The organism is Escherichia sp. MOD1-EC4550 (assembly GCF_963876935.1).
Lineage (GTDB): Bacteria > Pseudomonadota > Gammaproteobacteria > Enterobacterales > Enterobacteriaceae > Escherichia > Escherichia coli_F.
Genome location: NZ_CAWNSE010000016.1, coordinates 202,294 through 222,520, shown reverse-complemented (window position 1 = coordinate 222,520; position 20,227 = coordinate 202,294). Strand labels below are relative to the sequence as shown.

The following is a 20,227-nucleotide window of genomic DNA, read 5'->3' as shown; positions in this document are numbered from 1 at the left end:
GTTACAGCACCTTGGTGAAGCGGAAGTGGCTCTGCTCGTAGCCTTCGCGCAGATAGAAACGGTGCGCGTCGTGGCGCTTGACGTTGGTGGAAAGCTCGGTCATTTCGGCCCCGGCCTGTCGGGCTTCTTCTTCGGCCCATGCCAGTAATTTACTGCCGACGTTCAGACCGCGCGCCTGCGGCATCACCACCAGTTCCTGAATTTCGCCGATCCAGTTGACATGATGCAGATGAAACTGCAAATGCAGGCCGATCATGCCGACAACTTCGCCATCCAGCAGCGCCAGATGGTAGCGCATGTTCGGGTCGCGCAGATTGGCGTTAAACCCCACGCGAAACGCGTGATGGTCAAACTCCGCCTGTTTTAGCTCACATATCAGCGCGTAAACCGCGTCGGTGTCATACTGCGTGGCCGGGCGAAGCTCACAAGCAGGCATGGTGTTTCTCCTTCGAATGGATCAGCGTCAGCAGCGTGTCGACCGACTGGCGCAGGCTGCCGTCATTGTTGAGCGTATGGCAATCCTGAGGAGTATAGCGGGCGGCGCGCGCCAGGCGGGCGTTAATTTCACTGGCGTTTTCACGGCCACGGTTTTCCAGGCGCTGGCGCAGGATCTCCGGCGAAACCTGTAAACAAACGGGCAGCAGCGCCGATTGATAGCGCGCCCGCGCCTGCGGTAGATGGGCGCGTGAGCCGTTGACCACCACGTCAAATCCAGCGTGCAGCCAGAGGTCAATCTCGACGCCGATGCCATAATACAGGCCGTTGGCGTGCCAGCTTAAGGCCAGAAGGTTCTGCCCCGCGCGGGTAAAAAACTCCTGCTCGCTCAGGGCGATATGGTTTTCACTTCCGGCGCTGGCGGCGCGCGTGATGTAGCGATGCGCTACCAGTAGCTGAGTTTGTTCCCGCTGGCGGAGTTCCGTCAACAGACTGTCTTTTCCGGAGCCAGAGGCCCCCATTAACCAAATCAGTTTTCCCGTCATCAGAACACCCTTTTCCCCTGACGCCAGACGTGGTCGATATGAATGTGGTTGCCCTTGCGATGCGCCAGCACCAGGTCGGCGCGTTTGCCCTCGCCAATCACCCCGCGATCCTGAAGATTAAGCGCCTGCGCCGGATTTTTAGTCACCAGCTTCACCGCCTGCGGCAGCGTAAAGCGGTTGCTCTCGTCATCGGCGACGCGAAATGCCGCATCGAGCAGGCTGGCGGGGTAGTAGTCGGAAGAGAGGATATCCAGCAGACCAAGCTGTGCCAGTTCACTGGCCGCCACGTTGCCGGAGTGCGAACCGCCGCGCACAATATTCGGCGCGCCCATCAATACATTCATGCCATGCTTGCGCGAAGCTTCCGCCGCTTCGAACGTGGTGGGAAATTCGGCGATTACGCTGCCAAGCTGGTGGGATTCGGCAACGTGCGCGTGCGTGGCATCATCGTGGCTGGCGAGGGCAATTTGTCGCGCGCGGCACATTGCGGCGATGGTTTCGCGATTCGGCTGCGACCAGCGTGCGGCAAGCGCCAGCTGTTCCTCTTCGTACTGCTGCATCTGCGCATCGGTGAGCGAGTATTTGCCCTGGTAATATTCGCGATACTTCTCGCGATTGGCGAACTGGCGCTGGCCCGGTGAGTGGTCCATCAGCGACACCAGCGTGACCGGCTCGCGCTGCACCAGTTTTTCAAACAGCGGCAGCGTGGTGTGATGTGGCAGTTCACAGCGCAGGTGCAGACGGTGCTCGGCGCGGTTGACGCCGCGTTTCTGCGTCTCTTCGATGGCGTTGATCATCTTCTCCAGATTCTCCAGCCGATCGCCGCCGTCGCGCACATCACCAATCGCCACGGCATCCAGCACCGTGGTGATGCCGCTCGCCACCATCAGCGCGTCGTGGCTGCTCATCGCTGAGTGGGCAGGCCAGTCCACTTTTGGGCGCGGAGTGAAGAATTTATCGAGATTGTCGGTATGCAGCTCAATCAGCCCCGGCAGCAGCCAGCCGCCTTCGCCGTCCATCGCCTCTGGCAGGCGGCTCTGGCTTTCGGCAAAGGCGCGGATTTCACCGTCCTGCATCTCCAGCGAGCCGTGTACCACTTCGTTTTCCAGCACCAGTTTGACGTTATTGATAATCATGCAGAGGCTCCCATTGGGTGCAGGCGGTCGGCGACGTCATTGCGTACGGCTTCGTCATGGAAGATGCCGACGATGGCTGCGCCACGGGCTTTGGCTTCGCGGATCAGTTCGACTACGGCGGCGCTGTTTTTGGCGTCCAGCGAGGCGGTAGGTTCATCGAGCAGCAGGATGGGGTAGTCGACGATAAAGCCGCGCGCGATGTTGACGCGCTGCTGTTCGCCGCCGGAGAAGGTCGATGGCGCAAGGTGCCACAGGCGTTCCGGCACGTTCAGGCGGGTGAGCAGACGCGCGGCTTTAGCGGCGCAGGTATCACGCGGAACGCCGGTATCGAGCAGCGGCTGCATTACCACTTCCAGCGCCGAAATACGCGGGATGACCCGCAGAAACTGGCTCACCCAGCCGACGGTGGTTTTGCGGATTTCCACCACTTTGCGCGCTGGGGCGGTGACCAGGTCTATCCATTCGTCACCGTGTTTAATCTGGATTTGCCCTTCGTCGGGCAGATAGTTGGCATACAGCGAACGTAGCAGGGTCGATTTCCCGCTGCCGGAATGGCCGTGGAGCACCACGCATTCGCCCGCGTTGACGGTGAGCGAGGCGCGTTGTAATACAGGCAGGCGCACGCCGTTTTGTTGGTGCAGGATGAAGGTTTTACTGACGTTTTGTACGTTAATCATTTTTCGCCTCGTGGTTCGCATATTGGGGAGCGGTGCGCGCATTGCCCCTCACCCTAACCCTCTCCCCGAAGGGGCGAGGGGACCGATTGTGCGCGGTGTTGAATATTGCGCCGGTTTTCTCCCTCTCCCTCCGGGAGAGGGCCGGGGTGAGGGGATCAGTGCGCAAAGTGTTGCAACTCAATTCTGCAAAACCGATGACACCAGCAATTGGGTATACGGATGATGTGGGTCGTCGAGTACGCGGTCGGTTAACCCACTCTCCACCACTTGCCCCTGTTTCATCACCAGCAAACGGTCCGCCAGCAGGCGGGCGACGCCCAGATCGTGGGTGACAATCACCACCGCCAGGTTCAGTTCCACCACCAGGCCGCGCAGCAGGTCGAGCAGGCGTGCCTGCACTGACACATCCAGCCCGCCGGTTGGCTCGTCCATAAACACCAGCTTCGGATGCGTCACCAGGTTGCGGGCAATCTGCAAACGCTGCTGCATGCCGCCGGAAAAAGTGGTCGGCAGATCGTCGATACGGTTGGCGGGAATTTCCACCTCTTCCAGCCACTTCTGCGCGGTAGCGCGAATGTCGCCGTAATGACGCGCCCCGGTCGCCATCAGCCGTTCGCCGATATTGCCGCCTGCTGACACCTGACGGCGCAGGCCGTCGAGCGGATGCTGATGCACCACGCCCCATTCGGTGCGCAGCAGGCGACGGCGGTCGGCCTCGCTCATGCCATAGAGGGAACGGTTTTCATAGTGAATCTCCCCCTGTTGCGGCGTCAGACGGGCGGAGATTGATTTCAGCAGCGTGGTCTTCCCGGAACCGGATTCCCCGACAATGCCCAGCACTTCCCCCGGCCATAAATCAAAAGAGACATCGCTGAAGCCTTTGCCCGGCGCGTAAAGGTGGGTCAGGTTATTGACCGAAAGTAACGGTTGATTCATTGGCTTTTCGCCTCGCTCTGTTGGCGGCAATAATCGGTATCGGAGCAGACAAACATGCGGTTTCCGGCGTCATCCAGCACCACTTCATCGAGATAGCTGTGGGTCGATCCGCAGATGGCGCAGGGCTCATCCCACTGCTGGACGGTGAACGGGTGATCGTCGAAATCGAGGCTTTCCACGCGGGTAAACGGCGGCACCGCATAAATGCGCTTCTCGCGCCCCGCGCCGAACAGTTGCAGGGCGGGCATCATGTCCATTTTCGGGTTATCAAATTTCGGGATCGGCGATGGGTCCATTACGTAGCGTCCGTTCACCTTCACCGGATAGGCGTAGGTGGTGGCGATATGACCGAAGCGGGCGATATCTTCATATAGTTTCACCTGCATCACGCCGTACTCCTCCAGCGCGTGCATGGTGCGGGTCTCCGTTTCGCGCGGCTCGATAAAGCGCAGCGGTTCCGGGATCGGCACCTGGAAGATAATGATCTGATCTTCGGTCAGCGGCGTTTCGGGGATGCGGTGGCGCGTCTGGATAAGCGTCGCATCGTCCGTGCGTTCAGTGGTATTTACCCCGGTCACGCGCTTAAAGAAGTTGCGAATCGACACCGCGTTGGTGGTGTCATCCGCGCCCTGGTCAATCACCTTCAACACGTCGCTTTCACCAATCACGCTGGCAGTAAGCTGTATGCCGCCGGTTCCCCAGCCGTACGGCATCGGCATCTCGCGCCCGCCAAACGGCACCTGATAGCCGGGGATCGCCACCGCTTTTAAGATGGCGCGGCGGATCATGCGTTTGGTCTGCTCGTCGAGGTAGGCAAAGTTGTAGCCGCTCAGATTAGCCATGGTTCTGCTCCTGTTGCAGACGTTTGAGTAGCTCCAGCTCGGCCTGGAAATCGACGTAGTGCGGGAGTTTGAGGTGCGAGACAAAGCCTGCGGCTTCGACGTTGTCGGCATGCGCCAGCACGAACTCTTCATCCTGCGCCGGGCCTGTCGCGTGCTCGCCGTACTCCGGGGCTTGTAGAGCGCGGTCAACCAGCGCCATTGCCATCGCTTTGCGCTCGCTCATGCCGAACACCAGCCCGTAGCCGCGCGTGAAGTGCGGCGGCTCATCCGGCGGGTCGATAAAACCGTTGACCATTTCACACTCGGTCATCAGCAGTTCGCCGATGTTCACCGCAAATCCCAGCTCTTCCGGCACAATAGAGACGTCGATATAGCCACTGCGGATTTCGCCTGCGAACGGGTGATTGCGTCCGTAACCACGCTGGGTGGAGTAGGCCAGCGCCAGCAAATAGCCTTCGTCTCCGCGCATGAGCTGCTGCAGGCGGGAGGAGCGTGAGCAGGGGTAAACCGGCGGCGTGCGGGTGATGTCATCCGGCTGTGTGCCGCTATCCTCTTCAAACTTCGCCAGCCCCTGACGCGCCAGCAGGCTGAAAACGTGCGGCGATGGGGCTTGCTCGCTGTCGGCGGTGGTCAGCGTCGGCGCTTCGCCATTCGCCAGCAGGGTGAAATCCAGCAGGCGATGGGTGTAGTCGTAGGTCGGGCCAAGCAACTGGCCGCCAGGAATGTCTTTATAAACGGCGGAGATACGGCGTTCGAGACGCATCTCGGTGGTGTCGAGCGGCTCGCTTACCGCCAGTTTTGCCAGCGTCGTGCGGTAGGCGCGCAGCAGGAAAATTGCTTCAACGTTATCGCCACTGGCCTGTTTCAGCGCCAGTGCGGCCAGTTCGCGGTCGGCAATACCGCCTTCGGTCATCACGCGATCTACCGCGAGGTTAAGCTGCTGTTCAATCTGGGCGACGCTCAGTTCAGGCAAATCGGTATCGCCCCGGCGTCGGCTCTCTTGCAGGGCGTGGGCGGCGTCGATCGCCTTCTCGCCCCCTTTCACGGCAACGTACATCAGCACACCTCCACATGAGTGGTTCGCGGGATAGCCAGCATGCGCTCGCCGCAGGTCAGGATCAGGTCGATGCCGAGCGGGAACGGGTGCGGGCGCTCGGTAAGTTCGTGCAGAATGCACTCCGGCAGTTGCGGGGCGATCATCCGTTCTTCGGCAATACCCGCGCCGGTGAGGCGCAGCATGCGTCCGCCGCTCAGGCTGGTGACCTGTAAAATCAACGTCGCACCGGCTTCCGGCGCAACGGCGGTGCCGGTGGAAAGGGCGTTGAGCTGCTCGCTGGCAATCGCCTCATCCGTCACTGCGAAGGTCGCCTGTTCCGGCTGATTGACCAGCGGCGCGTTGGTATGAAAACGCAGGCTCTGGCTGACGATATCGTTACTTAATGGCGCAGAAAGCCACACCGGCGTGTCGTTATCAGCCAGCGTCAGCAGTACGCTGGTAGAGGCAATATTCAGCGGCTGCCAGCCGCGTTTGAGTTGATGCAGGGCGACAATCACGCCCGGCTCGCTCATGGCCTTTAACAGGCGACGAAAACTGTGCTGGGCATCCTGCACGGGAAGCATAAAAGCGGTTTCCAGGGTCATGCGTTGTCTCCGCGAACTATCGTAAAGAAGTCGACCCGGCTGGCGTTCACTTCGGCCTGGCGTGCGGCAATGCGTGCCATACGGTCAGCGTCCAGCGGGGCAATAAGGGTTTCTGATAAGTTTTGAAAGTGGCGAGATTGCTGCATCAGCGCGTCAATCAGCGCGCAGCGTTCGGCGTGCTGTTTGTCGCGCCCCAGCACCCAGCTGTAGCCGAGCGTGCCGTCAGTAAGGCGTACAGCGGCGCGGGTGAGCGTGGCGTCGCCAGCAAAAAAGCGTTCGCCGGTGCCGCCCATTCGCGCCTGAATCTGCACCAGGCCGGTTTCGGCGGCGCGGATGACGTCATAGTCGGCGGTGATGTTTAGCGCTTTAAGGCGGGCAGCCAGTTCAGCCGGTTGGCTGTGCGCCAGCACGGACATCCAGTGCTGGCGGGTCGCGGTATCTGCGTGCATTCAGTGCTCCATGGTGAATTCAATCATGTCGGCGCGCGTCAGGCTGACGGAGTACTCCGCCGGGCTGCTTTCACCGTCACGGTGGTTAAGGGTGCGCACGCACAGCAGCGGCGACATATTCGGAATTTCAAAACGCTGGCACTCTTTGGCCTGGGCGCGGCGGGCGCTGATCCGCGTCTGGCTGCGGCGCAGCGCAATCCCCGTTTGCTCACGCAGAAAATCGTGCAGCGAGCCGCTGTCGAAACGTTGCAGCGTCGGCCAGAGGGTGAGGTCCGCAAAGTAGTGGTCGATTAAACAGAGCGCGACGCCGTTGACCCGGCGCAGGGTGCGCAGGTGGATAACGTTCTCGCCCTCGGCGATCCCCAGCGCGTCAGCGACGTGGCCGGACGCGGGGCGCAGCACCGACAGCAGTTTTTCGCTGGTGGGATGGCTGCCCTGGTCCAGCAGGTTCTGGCTAAAACGCGCCTGGGCGTTGAGCGGGTAATCGAACGGGCGCATCAGCACCAGTACGCCGATGCCCTGACGGCGCTGTACCCAGCCTTTTTCCACCAGTTGGTCGATGGCACGGCGCAGGGTGTGGCGATTCACCTCAAAGCGCGCTGCCAGTTGCTGCTCGGCGGGAAGATAGTCGCCGCAGCGGTAGTGTTGACGAAGCTCCTGCTCAAGTTTTGCGGCTATCTCCTGATAGCGTGTTGGGTAGCTGGTCGGATGTGTAGACAAGTGCATAGATATTAATGCCTCGCTTATCAGATAAAGTGCTTACGCAACCGTTGAGAGAGGAAATCCAGCAGGCTGACCGTGACGATAATCAGCACCATCAGGGCGCAGGTTTGCTGGAACTGGAAACCGCGAATCGCTTCCCACAGCGTGACGCCGATCCCGCCAGCGCCGACCATGCCAACAACGGTGGCCGAACGGACGTTGGATTCGAAGCGATAGAGGGAGTAGGAGATTAGCAGCGGCATCACCTGCGGCAGCACGCCATAGAGGATCTCTTCGAGCTTGTTGGCACCGGTGGCGCGAATACCTTCCACCGGGCCGGGTTCAATTGCTTCTACCGCTTCGGAAAGCAGTTTGGAGAGCACGCCGGTGGTGTGGATAAACAGCGCCAGTACGCCAGCGAACGGACCGAGACCGACGGCGACCACGAACAGCATGGCGAAGACCATCTCGTTAATGGCGCGGCAGGCGTCCATCAGGCGGCGAACGGGCTGGTAAACCCACCACGGCACCAGGTTTTCGGCACTCATCAGGCCGAAGGGGATGGAGAGAACGACTGCCAGCGCGGTGCCCCAGACGGCGATTTGCAGCGTGACGGCCATTTCGGTGAGGTAATCCTGCCACTGGCTGAAATCGGGCGGGAAGAAGTCGGCGGCGAACGTCGCCATGTTGCCGCCGTCTTTAATCAGCGTGAGCGGGGCCATTTCCGCGCCCTGCCACGAGACGACCAGTACAGCGAGAACAACGGCCCAGCTGAAGATCGAGAACCAGCTGCGCTTGGGTGGGGCGATGGTGATGGTTTGCATGTTTGGCTCCGTTTAATGTTTTCTCCCTCTCCCTGTGGGAGAGGGCCGGGGTGAGGGCACCAGCGTGCGCATTTCCCCCTCACCCTAACCCTCTCCCTCAAGGGAGAGGGGACCGATCGAGCACATTACTGCACCGCTTTACTCACCGAACTCATCGCGCTTAACGCGTTGTTCAGGCGGTCCAGGTCATCCAGTTGCGCCTGAATGGCGCTGGTTTTTGCCAGCTTGTCCTGCTCATTCAGCCCTTTATTGCCTTTCACGCCCTGCATCTCTTTAAACAGCGCGAGCTGGCGAATCGGCACCAGTTGCAGGTCGCTGGAGGCGCGGAACGGGGCCCAGCCCAGGCGCTCCAGCACCGCTTTCTCTTCCGGCGTTTTGCCGTAGTTCATAAAGAAGTCGTAGATCTTGTCTTTGGTGGTTTCGGAAAGATTTTTGCGCCAGACGATCGGATCGCCTGGGATCAGCGGCGATTTCCAGATCACCTTCAGTTCTTTGAGCTTCTCCGGTGCGGAGGTTTTCAGCTTGTCGAGGTTCTCGGTGTTGTTGGTCGCCACATCCACCTGCTTGTTGGCGACGGCCAGCGCGTTGGTTTCATGCCCGGCGTTGACGGTGCGCTTGAAGTCGCTGGCGGAGATATTGTTTTTGGCGAAGACGTAGTAGCCGGGGACGAGGAAGCCAGAGGTGGAGTTAGGATCGCCATTGCCAAAGGTGAGATCTTTACGCTTCGTCAGCAGATCGTTCAGGTTGTTGATCGGACTGTCTTTGTTGACGATCAACACGCTCCAGTAACCCGGCGATCCATCCGCCGCGACCGTCTGGGCGAAGACCTGACCGTTGGCGCGATCCACCGCTTCCATCGCCGACAGATTGCCGTACCAGGCGATATCCACTTTGTTGAAGCGCATTCCCTGGATAATGCCCGCGTAGTCCGGGGCAAAGAAGGCGTTCACTTTCACGCCCAGCTTCTTCTCCATATCCTGTAAGAATGGCGTCCATTGCGGTTTCAGGTTTTGCTGTGATTCCGTTGAAATAATGCCGAAATTCAGCGCCTTTTCCTGCTCTTCGGCGTGCGCCGGGCTTAACAGGGTGCTGAGGCTGAACATGCTGGTGAAGGCCAGCGAGGCAATTATCTTAGCGTTCATTCGTTTTCCTCAATGATGGGGATGTCAGGCAGCTTTCGCGTTTTCTTCGACGCGGTTGATGCTGCGGTAGAGATGGTCAAAACGTTCGTTGTCAAACTGTTGGCTGTTGCCGTCGTAGAAGACGTGCCCCTGGCGCAGGGCGACGATGCGTTCGCAATAGCGCAGGGCGTAATCCACCTGATGCAGCGTCACCACCACGGTGATGCCGTCGTTCTGGTTGATGTCGCGCAGGGTATCCATCACGATGCGGGCCGATTCCGGGTCCAGCGAGGCGATCGGTTCGTCCGCCAGAATCACCTTCGCCTGCTGCATCAGCGCACGGGCAATCGCCACACGCTGCTGCTGTCCGCCGGAGAGGGTGGAAACGCGCTGATGGGCAAAGTGCACCATGCCAACGCGGGTCAGCGCCTGTAACGCGCGCTGTTTCTGCTCGCGGGTGAAGTAGCTAAAACAGGTGCGCCAGAATGGCGTGCTGCCGAGCGCGCCAATCAGCACGTTCTCCAGTACGCTCAGGCGATTCACCAGGTTGAATTGTTGGAAGATGTAGCCGGTGTTGGCGCGGCTTTTGCGGATATCGCGGGCCAGGCGGCCTTCGCGCTGGACTGTGCGGCCCAGCAGCTCGATATGGCTACCGGCAGATTTATCGCCGGTAATCAAACCGCTTAAATGACGTAAAAGGGTGGATTTGCCGGAACCGGACGGCCCAAGCAGAGCCACCATTTCACCGTGATGAATGTTCAGATCAACCGCATGCAGCGCCTGATGCTGATTGAAGGTTTTGGCGAGCTTCTCGACACGGATAATCGTTTGCATGATGCAGCCTCCCTAAAAAAGTGGCTCCATCGTGGCGGATTATCGTGACGATTTTGTTAACTAAAAGTGACTAACAGATGAAGAGTTAACGGGAATTCGATGACAGTGCGGGAGGGCGGGCCTCCCGGCGGGTTAGTGCGTTGGTTGTTGTTTGACGACATTAATCATCCACGGTACGCCAAATTTATCGGTGACTTTGCCGAAGCCATGCGCCCAGAAAGTTTCCTGCCAGGCCATTTCGATTTTTCCGTTAGCGGCAAGGTTGTCAAACCAGCGTTTTCCTTCTTCGACCTGTTGCGAATCGAGTACCAGTGTAAAACCGGAGTAGCTGGCTTTTCCTGACGGTATGGCATCGCTCATCATGATATCGCTTCCGGCAATACGCACGTTAGCATGGGCGATAGCGGTATCGGGAAATTGCATACCGGAAGGGCAGTTCTCGGCGCTGTCCTGCGCTGATTTCGGCATTTCGCCGAAGCTGATTTTATAAAGCAGTTCCGCGCCCAACGTGCGTTGATAATAGGCAATCGCATCGGAACAGTTACCAGCAAAAGAGAGGTAGGGACTTAACGGCATGATGGTGACCTCAGTTAAGAGAAGCCAGTTAAGTGTAGTTCGAAAATTATACAGATGAGCGGGGGCTGATAAGACTCGGTAAGCGTCGCATTAGGCACCGTTGCCGGATGGTGCGAGAATTTGTAGGCCTGATAAGACGCGCGAGCGTCGCATCAGGCAGTCGGCACCGTAGCCGGATGCGGCGCGAGCGCCTTATCCGGCCTACCGATCATGTGCCAATATTACATTGAGCAATACAATCAGTTCTTTTTCACAAACTCAGATTTCAGTTTCATCGGACCAAAACCGTCGATTTTGCAATCGATGTTGTGGTCGCCTTCAACCAGGCGAATGTTTTTCACTTTGGTACCGATCTTCAGCATCGAAGAGCTACCTTTCACCTTCAGATCTTTAATGATGGTAACGCTGTCGCCATCAGCCAGAAGATTGCCGTTAGCATCTTTAACGATCAGCTCGTCGCTTTCCTGTGCAGGTTCTGCGTCGTTCCATTCGTAGGCACATTCCGGGCAGATGTACATGCCGTTATCTTCGTAGGTGTATTCGGAGTTGCATTTTGGGCAGTGTGGTAATGACATGTGGATTTCCTCAAAAGTCAGCAGGGCAAAAGCGCCAAAAAACGGCAGATTGCCGAAAAAGGCCGCAATTATACACAAAATCCCTGAGTTTGTCGGGGGTACTGCTGATTTTAGACGACGATCGTTTTCATTTGAAAGGAAACGCAAAAAGAAAATAATCTTTTTGCCTCCATTTATTATTTAAGATAAGGTTAATGCTCTACTTGTTCTTTTTTTAATTCAAATGATATTTTTATCTTTCTGACGTTTTAAACGTATCGGAATACGTTATTTATTCTAATAAAAAACAACACTCTAAATATAAAATTATTTCTTGCAGTAATTATAAAAGCCGAAAACAGAACTCAAAAACAATCTGGCTAAATAAAAGTAATAAAATTTGCTTTAAGGAAAAATTTTCTATGTACACACAGACCCTGTATGAGTTAAGTCAGGAGGCTGAACGCCTGTTACAGCTTTCTCGCCAACAGTTGCAGTTACTGGAAAAAATGCCTCTCTCTGTACCCGGAGACGATGCGCCACAACTGGCTTTACCCTGGAGTCAGCCTAATATCGCCGAACGTCACGCGATGCTGAATAATGAGTTGCGTAAAATTTCCCGACTGGAAATGGTGCTGGCAATTGTCGGTACTATGAAAGCAGGGAAATCAACCACCATTAATGCCATTGTTGGTACGGAGGTTCTGCCTAATCGCAATCGCCCAATGACTGCGCTGCCGACGCTTATTCGCCATACGCCCGGGCAAAAAGAACCGGTACTGCATTTTTCACATGTCGCGCCAATCGACTGTTTAATTCAACAATTACAACAGCGCCTGCGTGACTGCGATATTAAGCATCTGACCGATGTGCTGGAAATAGATAAAGATATGCGTGCGCTTATGCAGCGGATCGAAAATGGCGTCGCTTTCGAAAAAAATTATCTGGGTGCCCAGCCTATTTTTCATTGTCTGAAAAGTTTGAATGATTTGGTGCGACTGGCGAAGGCGCTGGACGTCGATTTTCCTTTTTCTGCTTACGCCGCCATTGAGCATATTCCCGTGATTGAAGTGGAGTTTGTCCATCTGGCGGGGCTGGAGAGTTATCCCGGTCAGTTGACGTTACTGGATACCCCTGGGCCAAATGAAGCCGGGCAACCGCATCTGCAAAAAATGCTTAACCAGCAGCTGGCTCGCGCCTCGGCGGTACTGGCGGTGCTGGATTATACGCAACTGAAATCGATCTCCGATGAAGAGGTCCGTGAGGCGATTTTGGCGGTGGGGCAATCGGTGCCGCTGTATGTGCTGGTCAATAAGTTCGATCAACAGGATCGTAACAGTGACGACGCCGACCAGGTGCGGGCACTGATTTCCGGGACGCTGATGAAAGGCTGTATTACGCCACAGCAGATATTTCCAGTGTCATCGATGTGGGGCTATCTGGCGAATCGGGCGCGTAATGAGTTAGCCAACAACGGTAAGTTACCCGCGCCAGAGCAACAACGCTGGGTGGAAGATTTTGCCCATGCCGCGCTCGGCAGGCGCTGGCGTCATGCCGACCTGGCGGACCTCGAACATATTCGTCATGCTGCCGATCAGTTGTGGGAAGATTCGCTGTTCGCCCAGCCAATTCAGGCGTTGCTTCATGCCGCTTACGCTAACGCCTCGTTGTATGCTCTGCGATCTGCCGCGCATAAACTGTTGAATTACGCGCAGCAGGCGCGGGAATACCTGGATTTTCGTGCGCACGGGTTAAACGTCGCTTGTGAACAATTACGGCAAAATATCCACCAGATCGAAGAAAGTTTGCAGCTATTTCAACTCAATCAGGCTCAGGTTAGCGGCGAGATTAAACATGAAATCGAGCTGGCCCTGACCTCCGCCAACCTCTTTCTGCGTCAACAGCAAGATGCGGTGAATGCCCAGTTAGCCGCGTTGTTTCAGGATGATTCGGGGTCATTAAGCGAGATTCGTACCTGCTGTGAGACACTGTTACAGACGGCGCAGAACACCATCAGTCGCGACTTTACGCTGCGTTTTGCCGAGCTTGAATCCACTCTTTGCCGGGTGTTAACCGATGTTATTCGGCCCATTGAGCAACAAGTCAAAATGGAATTGAGCGAGTCAGGGTTTCGTCCTGGGTTTCATTTTCCTGTTTTTCACGGCGCAGTTCCCCACTTCAACACTCGCCAGCTGTTCAGTGAAGTCATTTCGCGCCAGGACGCAATGGACGAGCAGAGCACGCGTTTAGGCGTTGTGCGTGAGACTTTTTCGCGCTGGTTGAATCAGCCCGACTGGGGACGGGGAAATGAGAAATCCCCGATAGAGACGGTTGATTACAGTGCGTTGCAACGAGCATTAAGCGCAGAAGTCGATCTTTATTGCCAACAAATGGCTAAAGTTCTGGCAGAGCAGGTCGATGAATCTGTTACGGCAGGCATGAATACTTTTTTCGCTGAGTTCGCTTCATGTTTGACGGAATTACAGACGCGTTTACGCGAAAGTCTGGCTCTGCGTCAACAAAATGAATCGGTGGTCAGGCTGATGCAGCAGCAATTGCAGCAGACTGTGATGACTCATGGCTGGATTTACATCGACGCTCAGCTGTTACGCGATGATATTCAAACACTTTTCACGGCAGAACGATATTGACCAAGACGTTACTGGACGGCCCCGGTCGCGTGCTGGAGTCGATTCATTCCCGCTTTTTAGTGGATCTGGCGCAGGGCGATGATGCCCGCCATCCACAAGCCCATCAGCAGCAGTTTCGTGAACGACTGATGCAGGAACTTCTTGCGCGCGTGCAGCTTCAGGCATGGACGAACGGCGGCATGTTAAATGCGCCGCTTAGCCTGCGTCTGACATTGGTGGAAAAACTGGCGTCGATGCTGGATCCCGGTCATCTGGCGCTGACGCAGATCGCGCAGCATCTGGCGCTGCTGCAAAAAATGGATCACCGCCAGCACTCTGCTTTCCCGGAGCTTCCGCAGCAAATTGCCGCCTTGTATGAGTTGTTTTCAGCCCGTTGTCGCTGGAAGGAAAAGGCGTTAACGCAACGAGGATTACTGGTACAGGCCGGTGATCAGAGTGAGCAAATTTTTACCCGCTGGCGTGCTGGGGCGTATAACGCCTGGTCGTTGCCTGGGCGCTGTTTTATCGTTCTGGAGGAGTTGCGCTGGGGGGCATTTGGCGATGCCTGCCGTCTGGGAAGCCCGCAAGCGGTGGCGTTGTTGCTGGGTGATTTGCGCGAGAAAGCGACACAACATCTGGCAGAGAGTATCAATGCGGCACCGACCACGCGTCACTATTACCATCAGTGGTTTGCCTCTTCGACCGTTCCGACGGGAGGGGAGCATGCTGATTTTTTAAGTTGGCTGGGAAAGTGGACTACGGCAGATAAACAACCCGTTTGCTGGTCAGTGACCCAACGCTGGCAAACTGTCGCGCTGGGGATGCCACGACTCTGTTCAGCGCAGCGTTTGGTGGGGGCAATGGTCGAGGAAATCTTCTCTGTAAATTTGGCGTAAATAATCAGTTACATCAATGAGTCCTAAACGAAATCCATGTGTGAAGTTGATCACAAATTTAAACACTGGTAGGGTAAAAAGGTCATTAACTGCCCAATTCAGGCGTCAACTGGTTTGATTGTACATTCCTTAACCGGAGGGTGTAAGCAAACCCGCTACGCTTGTTACAGAGATTGCATCCTGCAATTCCCGCTCCCCTTTTGCGGCCGTCGCGCTGATTTTTCTGGCGTTTGCGGAAATGGGCCAACTCTGCGAGGAAAGCTATGCTGAAAAGGAAAAAAGTAAAACCGATTACCCTTCGTGATGTCACTATTATTGATGACGGTAAACTGCGTAAAGCCATTACCGCAGCATCACTGGGTAATGCAATGGAATGGTTCGATTTTGGTGTTTATGGTTTTGTTGCTTACGCATTAGGTAAAGTTTTTTTCCCGGGGGCTGACCCCAGCGTGCAGATGGTTGCTGCACTTGCCACTTTCTCCGTTCCCTTTCTGATTCGACCGCTTGGCGGACTATTCTTTGGTATGTTGGGCGATAAATATGGTCGCCAGAAGATCCTCGCTATCACTATTGTGATTATGTCGATCAGTACGTTCTGTATTGGCTTAATACCGTCCTACGACACGATTGGTATTTGGGCACCGATTCTGCTGTTGATCTGTAAGATGGCACAAGGTTTCTCGGTCGGCGGTGAATATACCGGGGCGTCGATATTTGTTGCGGAATACTCCCCTGACCGTAAACGTGGCTTTATGGGCAGCTGGCTGGACTTCGGTTCTATTGCCGGGTTTGTGCTGGGTGCGGGCGTGGTGGTGTTAATTTCGACCATTGTCGGCGAAGCGAACTTCCTCGACTGGGGCTGGCGTATTCCGTTCTTTATTGCTCTGCCGTTAGGGATTATCGGGCTTTACCTGCGCCATGCGCTGGAAGAAACTCCGGCGTTCCAGCAGCATGTTGATAAACTGGAACAGGGCGACCGCGAAGGTTTGCAAGATGGCCCGAAAGTCTCGTTTAAAGAGATTGCCACTAAATACTGGCGCAGCCTGTTGACATGTATTGGTCTGGTAATTGCCACCAACGTGACTTACTACATGTTGCTGACCTATATGCCGAGTTATTTGTCGCATAACCTGCATTACTCCGAAGACCACGGGGTGCTGATTATTATCGCCATTATGATCGGTATGCTGTTTGTCCAGCCGGTGATGGGCTTGCTGAGTGACCGTTTTGGCCGTCGTCCGTTTGTGCTACTTGGTAGTGTTGCACTGTTTGTGTTGGCGATCCCGGCGTTTATTCTGATTAACAGTAACGTCATCGGCCTGATTTTTGCCGGGTTACTGATGCTGGCGGTGATCCTTAACTGCTTTACGGGCGTTATGGCTTCTACCTTGCCAGCGATGTTCCCGACGCATATCCGTTACAGCGCGCTGGCGGCGGCATTTAATATTTCGGTGCTGGTTGCCGGTCTGACGCCAACGTTGGCGGCCTGGCTGGTCGAAAGCTCGCAGAATCTGATGATGCCTGCCTATTACCTGATGGTAGTAGCGGTGGTTGGTTTAATCACCGGCGTAACCATGAAAGAGACGGCGAATCGTCCGTTGAAAGGTGCGACACCGGCGGCGTCAGATATACAGGAAGCGAAGGAAATTCTCGTCGAGCATTACGATAATATCGAGCAGAAAATCGATGATATTGACCACGAGATTGCCGATTTGCAGGCGAAACGTACCCGCCTGGTGCAGCAGCATCCGCGAATTGATGAATAAGCTGAAACGGATGGCCTGATGTGATGCTGTCTTATCAGGCCAATTGAACTCTTAAGGTTCACTTAATCTCTGACGCGCATACTCTCCTCCAGGTTAACGGAGGAGAGTGCAATGAAAAACCGTGTTTATGAAAGTTTAACTACCGTGTTCAGCGTGCTGGTGGTCAGCAGCTTTCTTTATATCTGGTTTGCCACGTACTGATCTTTTTTCAGCCGTATCCAGGCCCGTGTGCCAGAAGTCTCTTGCCGGTTTTGCAGGAAAAACTGCCCGTGATGCAACTGTGTAATGCGGCTGACAATACTTAACCCCAGACCAATCCCGCCATAACGGCTGTCCATACGTACAAACGCTTTACTCAACTCCCCGCATTTACTCTCATCAATACCCGGTCCTTCATCTTCAACGGCCATGACCGCTCCGCCATCTTCTTGTAGCTTAATCATAATGTTGCTGCCTTGCGGGCTGTAACGATGGGCATTTTCTACCAGGTTTCGCAATAACATCCGCAGCAGGGTTGCATCCCCCTGAACGATGATGTCGGCGGCGCTCTCTGGCAATAGCAGGGTTTGCTGGCGCTGGTCGAGCATGGTACTGAGTTCGTCATACGAGGGGAGAATGACATCTTCCAGCAGTTTTACATGTTGATAATTACCGGAAGAAAATGACTGTCCGGCACGCGCCAGTTGTAGTAGCTGGGAGACACTCTCCATCATCTGATCAAGTCGTGCCACTAACGGTGCTACATCAATGTGATGCGTTTTCGCCAGCAGTTCCAGATGCAAACGCACCCCCGCCAGTGGCGTTCGCAGTTCGTGCGCGACGTCAGCGGTAAACAACCTTTCGTTATCCAGCGTGTTGGTCAGGCGACTGACCAGATCGTTTAACGCTGAAACCACCGCTTCGATTTCGAGGGTGGCGCTGTGAATGGCAATGGGCGTTAAGTTGTCGGCGGTGCGCGCTTCCAGCTCTTTTTGCAGCTCCGCCAGCGGGCGGGTGATGCGGCGTACCGCCTGATAGCAGATAAATAGCGTCAGGCTGACCATAAAGACTCCAGGGACAATCAGGCTGGCGACCGCCTCGCGGATCTCACGCATGATGTGGCGATCGTTATTGCGATTGTCGCGTAGCGCCTGCTCAAACAGCTGAATCTGCTCGGTACTTTCATGCCATAGCCAGAAGACGCTGATCAGCTCAAACACCAACAAAATGGCCCCAATGGTCAATATCAGCCGTTGGCGCAGCGATATTGGTCGGCGCAGAAAACGCATCAGATTCAATTAGTTTTCCTCATTCGCGACCAGCATATAGCCAAAGCCGCGCACGGTGCGGATACGGGCTTTGCCCACTTTGTCGCGCAGATTGTGGATATGCACTTCAAGAGTGTTGGTCGAGGGTTCGTTGTCCCAGTTATAGATGTCGTTGTAGAGAATTTCCCGATGCACCGGACTGCCTGCTTTAAGCATTAACCGTGATAGCAGAGCATATTCTTTGGGCGTCAGAATCAACTCTTCACCGTCCATCCATACCTGACGGCGACCCATATTCAGCGTCAGATTGCCAACAATCAACTCACTTTCGCCCTGATTATTATGGCGTCGTAGCAGGGCGCGGATACGGGCATGTAACTCTTCCAGCGCAAAAGGCTTTACCAGGTAGTCATCGGCACCGACATCCAGCCCGGCGATTTTGTCGGTAAGGGTATCGCGGGCGGTGAGAATTAACACCGGCAGGGTGTATTTTTTCTGCCGGATACGGGCGAGAAAATGCAGCCCATCTTCATCGGGTAAGCCTAAATCCAGTACCACCAGGCTGTAATGACCGGTCTCAAGGCTTTGTTCCGCCATCCGCGCGGTTGTCACGCCATCGCACGCGTAGCCTTCGGTTTGCGCCGCCAGAATCAATCCCTGCAATAACAGCGTATCGTCTTCAACAATCAGAATTTTCATTCACTCACTCTCCTGCAAGTTTGCAGAATATCATCCGCAGCCTGGTAATACTTCGTCTCAACGCCAGTTAATCCCAATAGCGTGGAGAATAAATTGTCTTGTGAATAGTGTTGCGTTTGCGCCTGTTTCTGTAGGCAACTTTGGTCAACCTGATACCGTTTTTGATAATCCTCAGACAGCCACAGCAGCATCGGCACCTGTTTTTGGCTATCTGGGGCGATGGCATAAGGCAGACCGTGCAGATAGATGCCATTTTCACCTAACGATTCACCGTGGTCAGAAAGATAAACCAGGCTGGTGGTAAATTTATCCTGATGTTCTTTCAACAGATTAATCGCTTTATCAACAATATAGTCGACGTAGACTAGCGTGTTGTCGTAAGTGTTCACCAGTTGCTCTTTGGTACAGGTCTGGATCTCATTAGTGTCGCAGGTAGGGGTAAATTTCCTGAACTGTGGCGGATAGCGATTGTAATAGGTCGGGCCGTGACTGCCGATGGTGTGTAAGACAATTACGCCATCACCTTGCAGGTTATTGATGTACTCTTCCAGCCCGTGGAAAAGCACTTCGTCATAACATTCGCCGTTGATACACTGACCAGGCAGGTTCAGCGCAGTGACGTTCTGGTGAGGCACGCGATCGCAGGCACCTTTGCAGCCACCATCGTTGTCATTCCACAGCACGTTGATGCCCGCCCGCTGAATGATATCCAGCACGCCTTCCTGATGTTGTGCCAGTTCTTCTTTGTAATGCTCACGCGGCATATCCGAGAACATGCATGGTACTGAAACTGCCGTTGCCGTGCCGCAAGATGCGGTATTAGGGAAATAGACCACGTTATCTTTCGCCAGCCGCGGGTTCGTTTCACGCGGGTAGCCGTTGAGGGAGAAGTTCTCCGCCCGCGAGGTTTCGCCGACAATCAAAATGGTCAAATTTTTACGTTTCTCGTTCTGCATTAACGGGTTGCGGTGCGCGTCTTCACCAATTCGCACCAGCGGCAGATTTGCCAGTCGCTGATGGGAGTACCATGACCAGCTGGCAACAATGCTGTTAGAGGGGCTTAAGGACTTCACCAGCTCTTTGTTGTTGCGAAACAGCGAGGCGTAGTCTTTATAAAACAGTGCGGCGACCAGCAGAATCAGGAGCACAGAAACCAGAATATTGGCACCACGGAAAAGAACACTGCGCAAGCGCGAGGTGGCCGGTTTGATTTTAATCCAGCAGGCAATTAGCGCAGCAAGTACGCCGCTGAATCCCAGCGTTAATAACATTTGCGGTGTCATCAGCGCATAACTTTCTGCCGGAGTGGTATCAATAATATTGGCAATCATCGAGCGGTCGATGACGATGCCGTAAGTCATTATGAAATATTGTGCAGCCGCGCCAACCAGAATAAACAGGCAGGCCAGCGGTCGATTAAGCCATAAGAAAGAGCTTAGTGTCAGGACAATATTAATCACGCTGAAAGCGACGACCGGCATCGACAAGAAAACAAGTACGTTATGCAGCGAATCCAGCGGCAACGCCTGCAATACCTGTTTAAAAAAGGCAATATTCAGGCAGATAGCGATATAAAAAGCGGCCAGCAATAGCCAGACGAGTAAATTCAAAGAGGGTCTTTTTAGTAGGCGCTTCAACATCACGGTGTTTCCATCGAACAAAGTGCGCATATGCTCGCAAAGCAAAATTAAGCCAACCTTAAGTTCTTAAGGTTGGC

Annotated in this window: 22 protein-coding genes; 4 read left to right on the top strand and 18 right to left on the bottom strand. The window is 55.1% G+C overall.

The window, feature by feature from the left end; all coding sequences use genetic code 11:
- Nucleotide 1 precedes the first annotated feature (1 nt).
- The 15 genes from phnO to AACU19_RS14180 form a co-directional block, all read right to left on the bottom strand.
- A complete protein-coding gene (phnO, locus tag AACU19_RS14250; protein WP_001110491.1) occupies nt 2–436 on the bottom strand; it encodes an aminoalkylphosphonate N-acetyltransferase in 435 nt (144 codons plus the stop codon).
- Complete coding sequence (gene phnN / locus AACU19_RS14245) at nt 423–980, bottom strand: ribose 1,5-bisphosphokinase (RefSeq protein WP_039021436.1); 558 nt, start codon at nt 978–980, stop codon at nt 423–425. The genes phnO and phnN overlap by 14 nt, the downstream gene beginning before the upstream one ends.
- A complete protein-coding gene (gene phnM, locus AACU19_RS14240) occupies nt 980–2,116 on the bottom strand; it encodes an alpha-D-ribose 1-methylphosphonate 5-triphosphate diphosphatase (protein WP_039021437.1) in 1,137 nt (378 codons plus the stop codon). The genes phnN and phnM overlap by 1 nt, the downstream gene beginning before the upstream one ends.
- Nucleotides 2,113–2,793 (bottom strand): phosphonate C-P lyase system protein PhnL, encoded by a 681-nt coding sequence (gene phnL / locus AACU19_RS14235; protein ID WP_039021438.1) that lies wholly within the window; start codon nt 2,791–2,793, stop codon nt 2,113–2,115. The genes phnM and phnL overlap by 4 nt, the downstream gene beginning before the upstream one ends.
- Nucleotides 2,794–2,970: 177 nt before the next feature.
- The gene (phnK, locus tag AACU19_RS14230; RefSeq protein ID WP_001075518.1) at nt 2,971–3,729 is read right to left on the bottom strand and encodes a phosphonate C-P lyase system protein PhnK; all 759 of its coding nucleotides are present in this window, start codon (nt 3,727–3,729) and stop codon (nt 2,971–2,973) included.
- A complete protein-coding gene (gene phnJ, locus AACU19_RS14225) occupies nt 3,726–4,571 on the bottom strand; it encodes an alpha-D-ribose 1-methylphosphonate 5-phosphate C-P-lyase PhnJ (protein ID WP_000002284.1) in 846 nt (281 codons plus the stop codon). The genes phnK and phnJ overlap by 4 nt, the downstream gene beginning before the upstream one ends.
- Entirely contained in the window at nt 4,564–5,628 is a 1,065-nt protein-coding gene (gene phnI / locus AACU19_RS14220) for an alpha-D-ribose 1-methylphosphonate 5-triphosphate synthase subunit PhnI (RefSeq protein WP_001353525.1), read from the bottom strand. The genes phnJ and phnI overlap by 8 nt, the downstream gene beginning before the upstream one ends.
- A complete protein-coding gene (phnH, locus tag AACU19_RS14215) occupies nt 5,628–6,212 on the bottom strand; it encodes a phosphonate C-P lyase system protein PhnH (RefSeq protein WP_032304322.1) in 585 nt (194 codons plus the stop codon). The genes phnI and phnH overlap by 1 nt, the downstream gene beginning before the upstream one ends.
- Nucleotides 6,209–6,661 carry a phosphonate C-P lyase system protein PhnG gene (gene phnG / locus AACU19_RS14210; RefSeq protein ID WP_105279072.1) on the bottom strand — a complete coding sequence of 151 codons (453 nt, stop codon included), beginning with the start codon at nt 6,659–6,661 and terminating at the stop codon, nt 6,209–6,211. Before phnG ends, phnH begins: the two co-directional genes overlap by 4 nt.
- Nucleotides 6,662–7,387: a phosphonate metabolism transcriptional regulator PhnF gene (gene phnF / locus AACU19_RS14205; protein ID WP_105279071.1), complete on the bottom strand. Its 726-nt coding sequence runs from the start codon at nt 7,385–7,387 to the stop codon at nt 6,662–6,664. It lies immediately after the preceding gene.
- 20 nt (nt 7,388–7,407) lie between these two features.
- The gene (phnE, locus tag AACU19_RS14200; protein WP_001193492.1) at nt 7,408–8,187 is read right to left on the bottom strand and encodes a phosphonate ABC transporter, permease protein PhnE; all 780 of its coding nucleotides are present in this window, start codon (nt 8,185–8,187) and stop codon (nt 7,408–7,410) included.
- 125 nt (nt 8,188–8,312) lie between these two features.
- Nucleotides 8,313–9,329, bottom strand: coding sequence for a phosphonate ABC transporter substrate-binding protein (gene phnD / locus AACU19_RS14195; protein ID WP_032304324.1), 1,017 nt, complete (start codon nt 9,327–9,329; stop codon nt 8,313–8,315).
- A gap of 24 nt (nt 9,330–9,353) precedes the next feature.
- A complete protein-coding gene (gene phnC / locus AACU19_RS14190) occupies nt 9,354–10,142 on the bottom strand; it encodes a phosphonate ABC transporter ATP-binding protein (RefSeq protein ID WP_032304325.1) in 789 nt (262 codons plus the stop codon).
- A gap of 132 nt (nt 10,143–10,274) precedes the next feature.
- Nucleotides 10,275–10,718 carry a VOC family metalloprotein YjdN gene (gene yjdN, locus AACU19_RS14185; RefSeq protein ID WP_001131334.1) on the bottom strand — a complete coding sequence of 148 codons (444 nt, stop codon included), beginning with the start codon at nt 10,716–10,718 and terminating at the stop codon, nt 10,275–10,277.
- A 239-nt stretch (nt 10,719–10,957) separates the two neighbouring features.
- Nucleotides 10,958–11,293: a zinc ribbon domain-containing protein YjdM gene (locus tag AACU19_RS14180; protein ID WP_001300891.1), complete on the bottom strand. Its 336-nt coding sequence runs from the start codon at nt 11,291–11,293 to the stop codon at nt 10,958–10,960.
- Nucleotides 11,294–11,694: 401 nt separating this feature from the next.
- On the opposite strand from AACU19_RS14180, the gene crfC reads away from it, so the two are divergent.
- The 4 genes from crfC (at nt 11,695) to pmrR (ending at nt 16,765) form a co-directional block, all read left to right on the top strand.
- Nucleotides 11,695–13,923: a clamp-binding protein CrfC gene (gene crfC, locus AACU19_RS14175; protein ID WP_105279070.1), complete on the top strand. Its 2,229-nt coding sequence runs from the start codon at nt 11,695–11,697 to the stop codon at nt 13,921–13,923.
- Nucleotides 13,920–14,798: a diguanylate cyclase regulator RdcB family protein gene (locus tag AACU19_RS14170; protein WP_039021445.1), complete on the top strand. Its 879-nt coding sequence runs from the start codon at nt 13,920–13,922 to the stop codon at nt 14,796–14,798. Before crfC ends, AACU19_RS14170 begins: the two co-directional genes overlap by 4 nt.
- A gap of 263 nt (nt 14,799–15,061) precedes the next feature.
- Nucleotides 15,062–16,564 (top strand): glycine betaine/L-proline transporter ProP, encoded by a 1,503-nt coding sequence (gene proP, locus AACU19_RS14165; protein ID WP_001298520.1) that lies wholly within the window; start codon nt 15,062–15,064, stop codon nt 16,562–16,564.
- 111 nt (nt 16,565–16,675) lie between these two features.
- Nucleotides 16,676–16,765, top strand: a complete 90-nt coding sequence (gene pmrR / locus AACU19_RS14160; protein WP_000797657.1) for an LpxT activity modulator PmrR — start codon at nt 16,676–16,678, stop codon at nt 16,763–16,765.
- On the opposite strand, the gene pmrB is transcribed toward pmrR, so the two are convergent.
- Genes pmrB through eptA form a run of 3 tightly spaced genes read right to left on the bottom strand, consistent with a single transcriptional unit; the run spans nt 16,741 to nt 20,150 of the window.
- Complete coding sequence (pmrB, locus tag AACU19_RS14155) at nt 16,741–17,841, bottom strand: two-component system sensor histidine kinase PmrB (protein WP_160529938.1); 1,101 nt, start codon at nt 17,839–17,841, stop codon at nt 16,741–16,743. The genes pmrR and pmrB overlap by 25 nt on opposite strands.
- Nucleotides 17,842–18,510 carry a two-component system response regulator BasR gene (gene basR / locus AACU19_RS14150; RefSeq protein WP_032185719.1) on the bottom strand — a complete coding sequence of 223 codons (669 nt, stop codon included), beginning with the start codon at nt 18,508–18,510 and terminating at the stop codon, nt 17,842–17,844. It lies immediately after the preceding gene.
- On the bottom strand, nt 18,507–20,150 hold the full coding sequence (gene eptA, locus AACU19_RS14145; RefSeq protein WP_105279069.1) for a phosphoethanolamine transferase EptA: 1,644 nt from the start codon (nt 20,148–20,150) through the stop codon (nt 18,507–18,509). The genes basR and eptA overlap by 4 nt, the downstream gene beginning before the upstream one ends.
- Between the last annotated feature and the right edge of the window lie 77 nt (nt 20,151–20,227).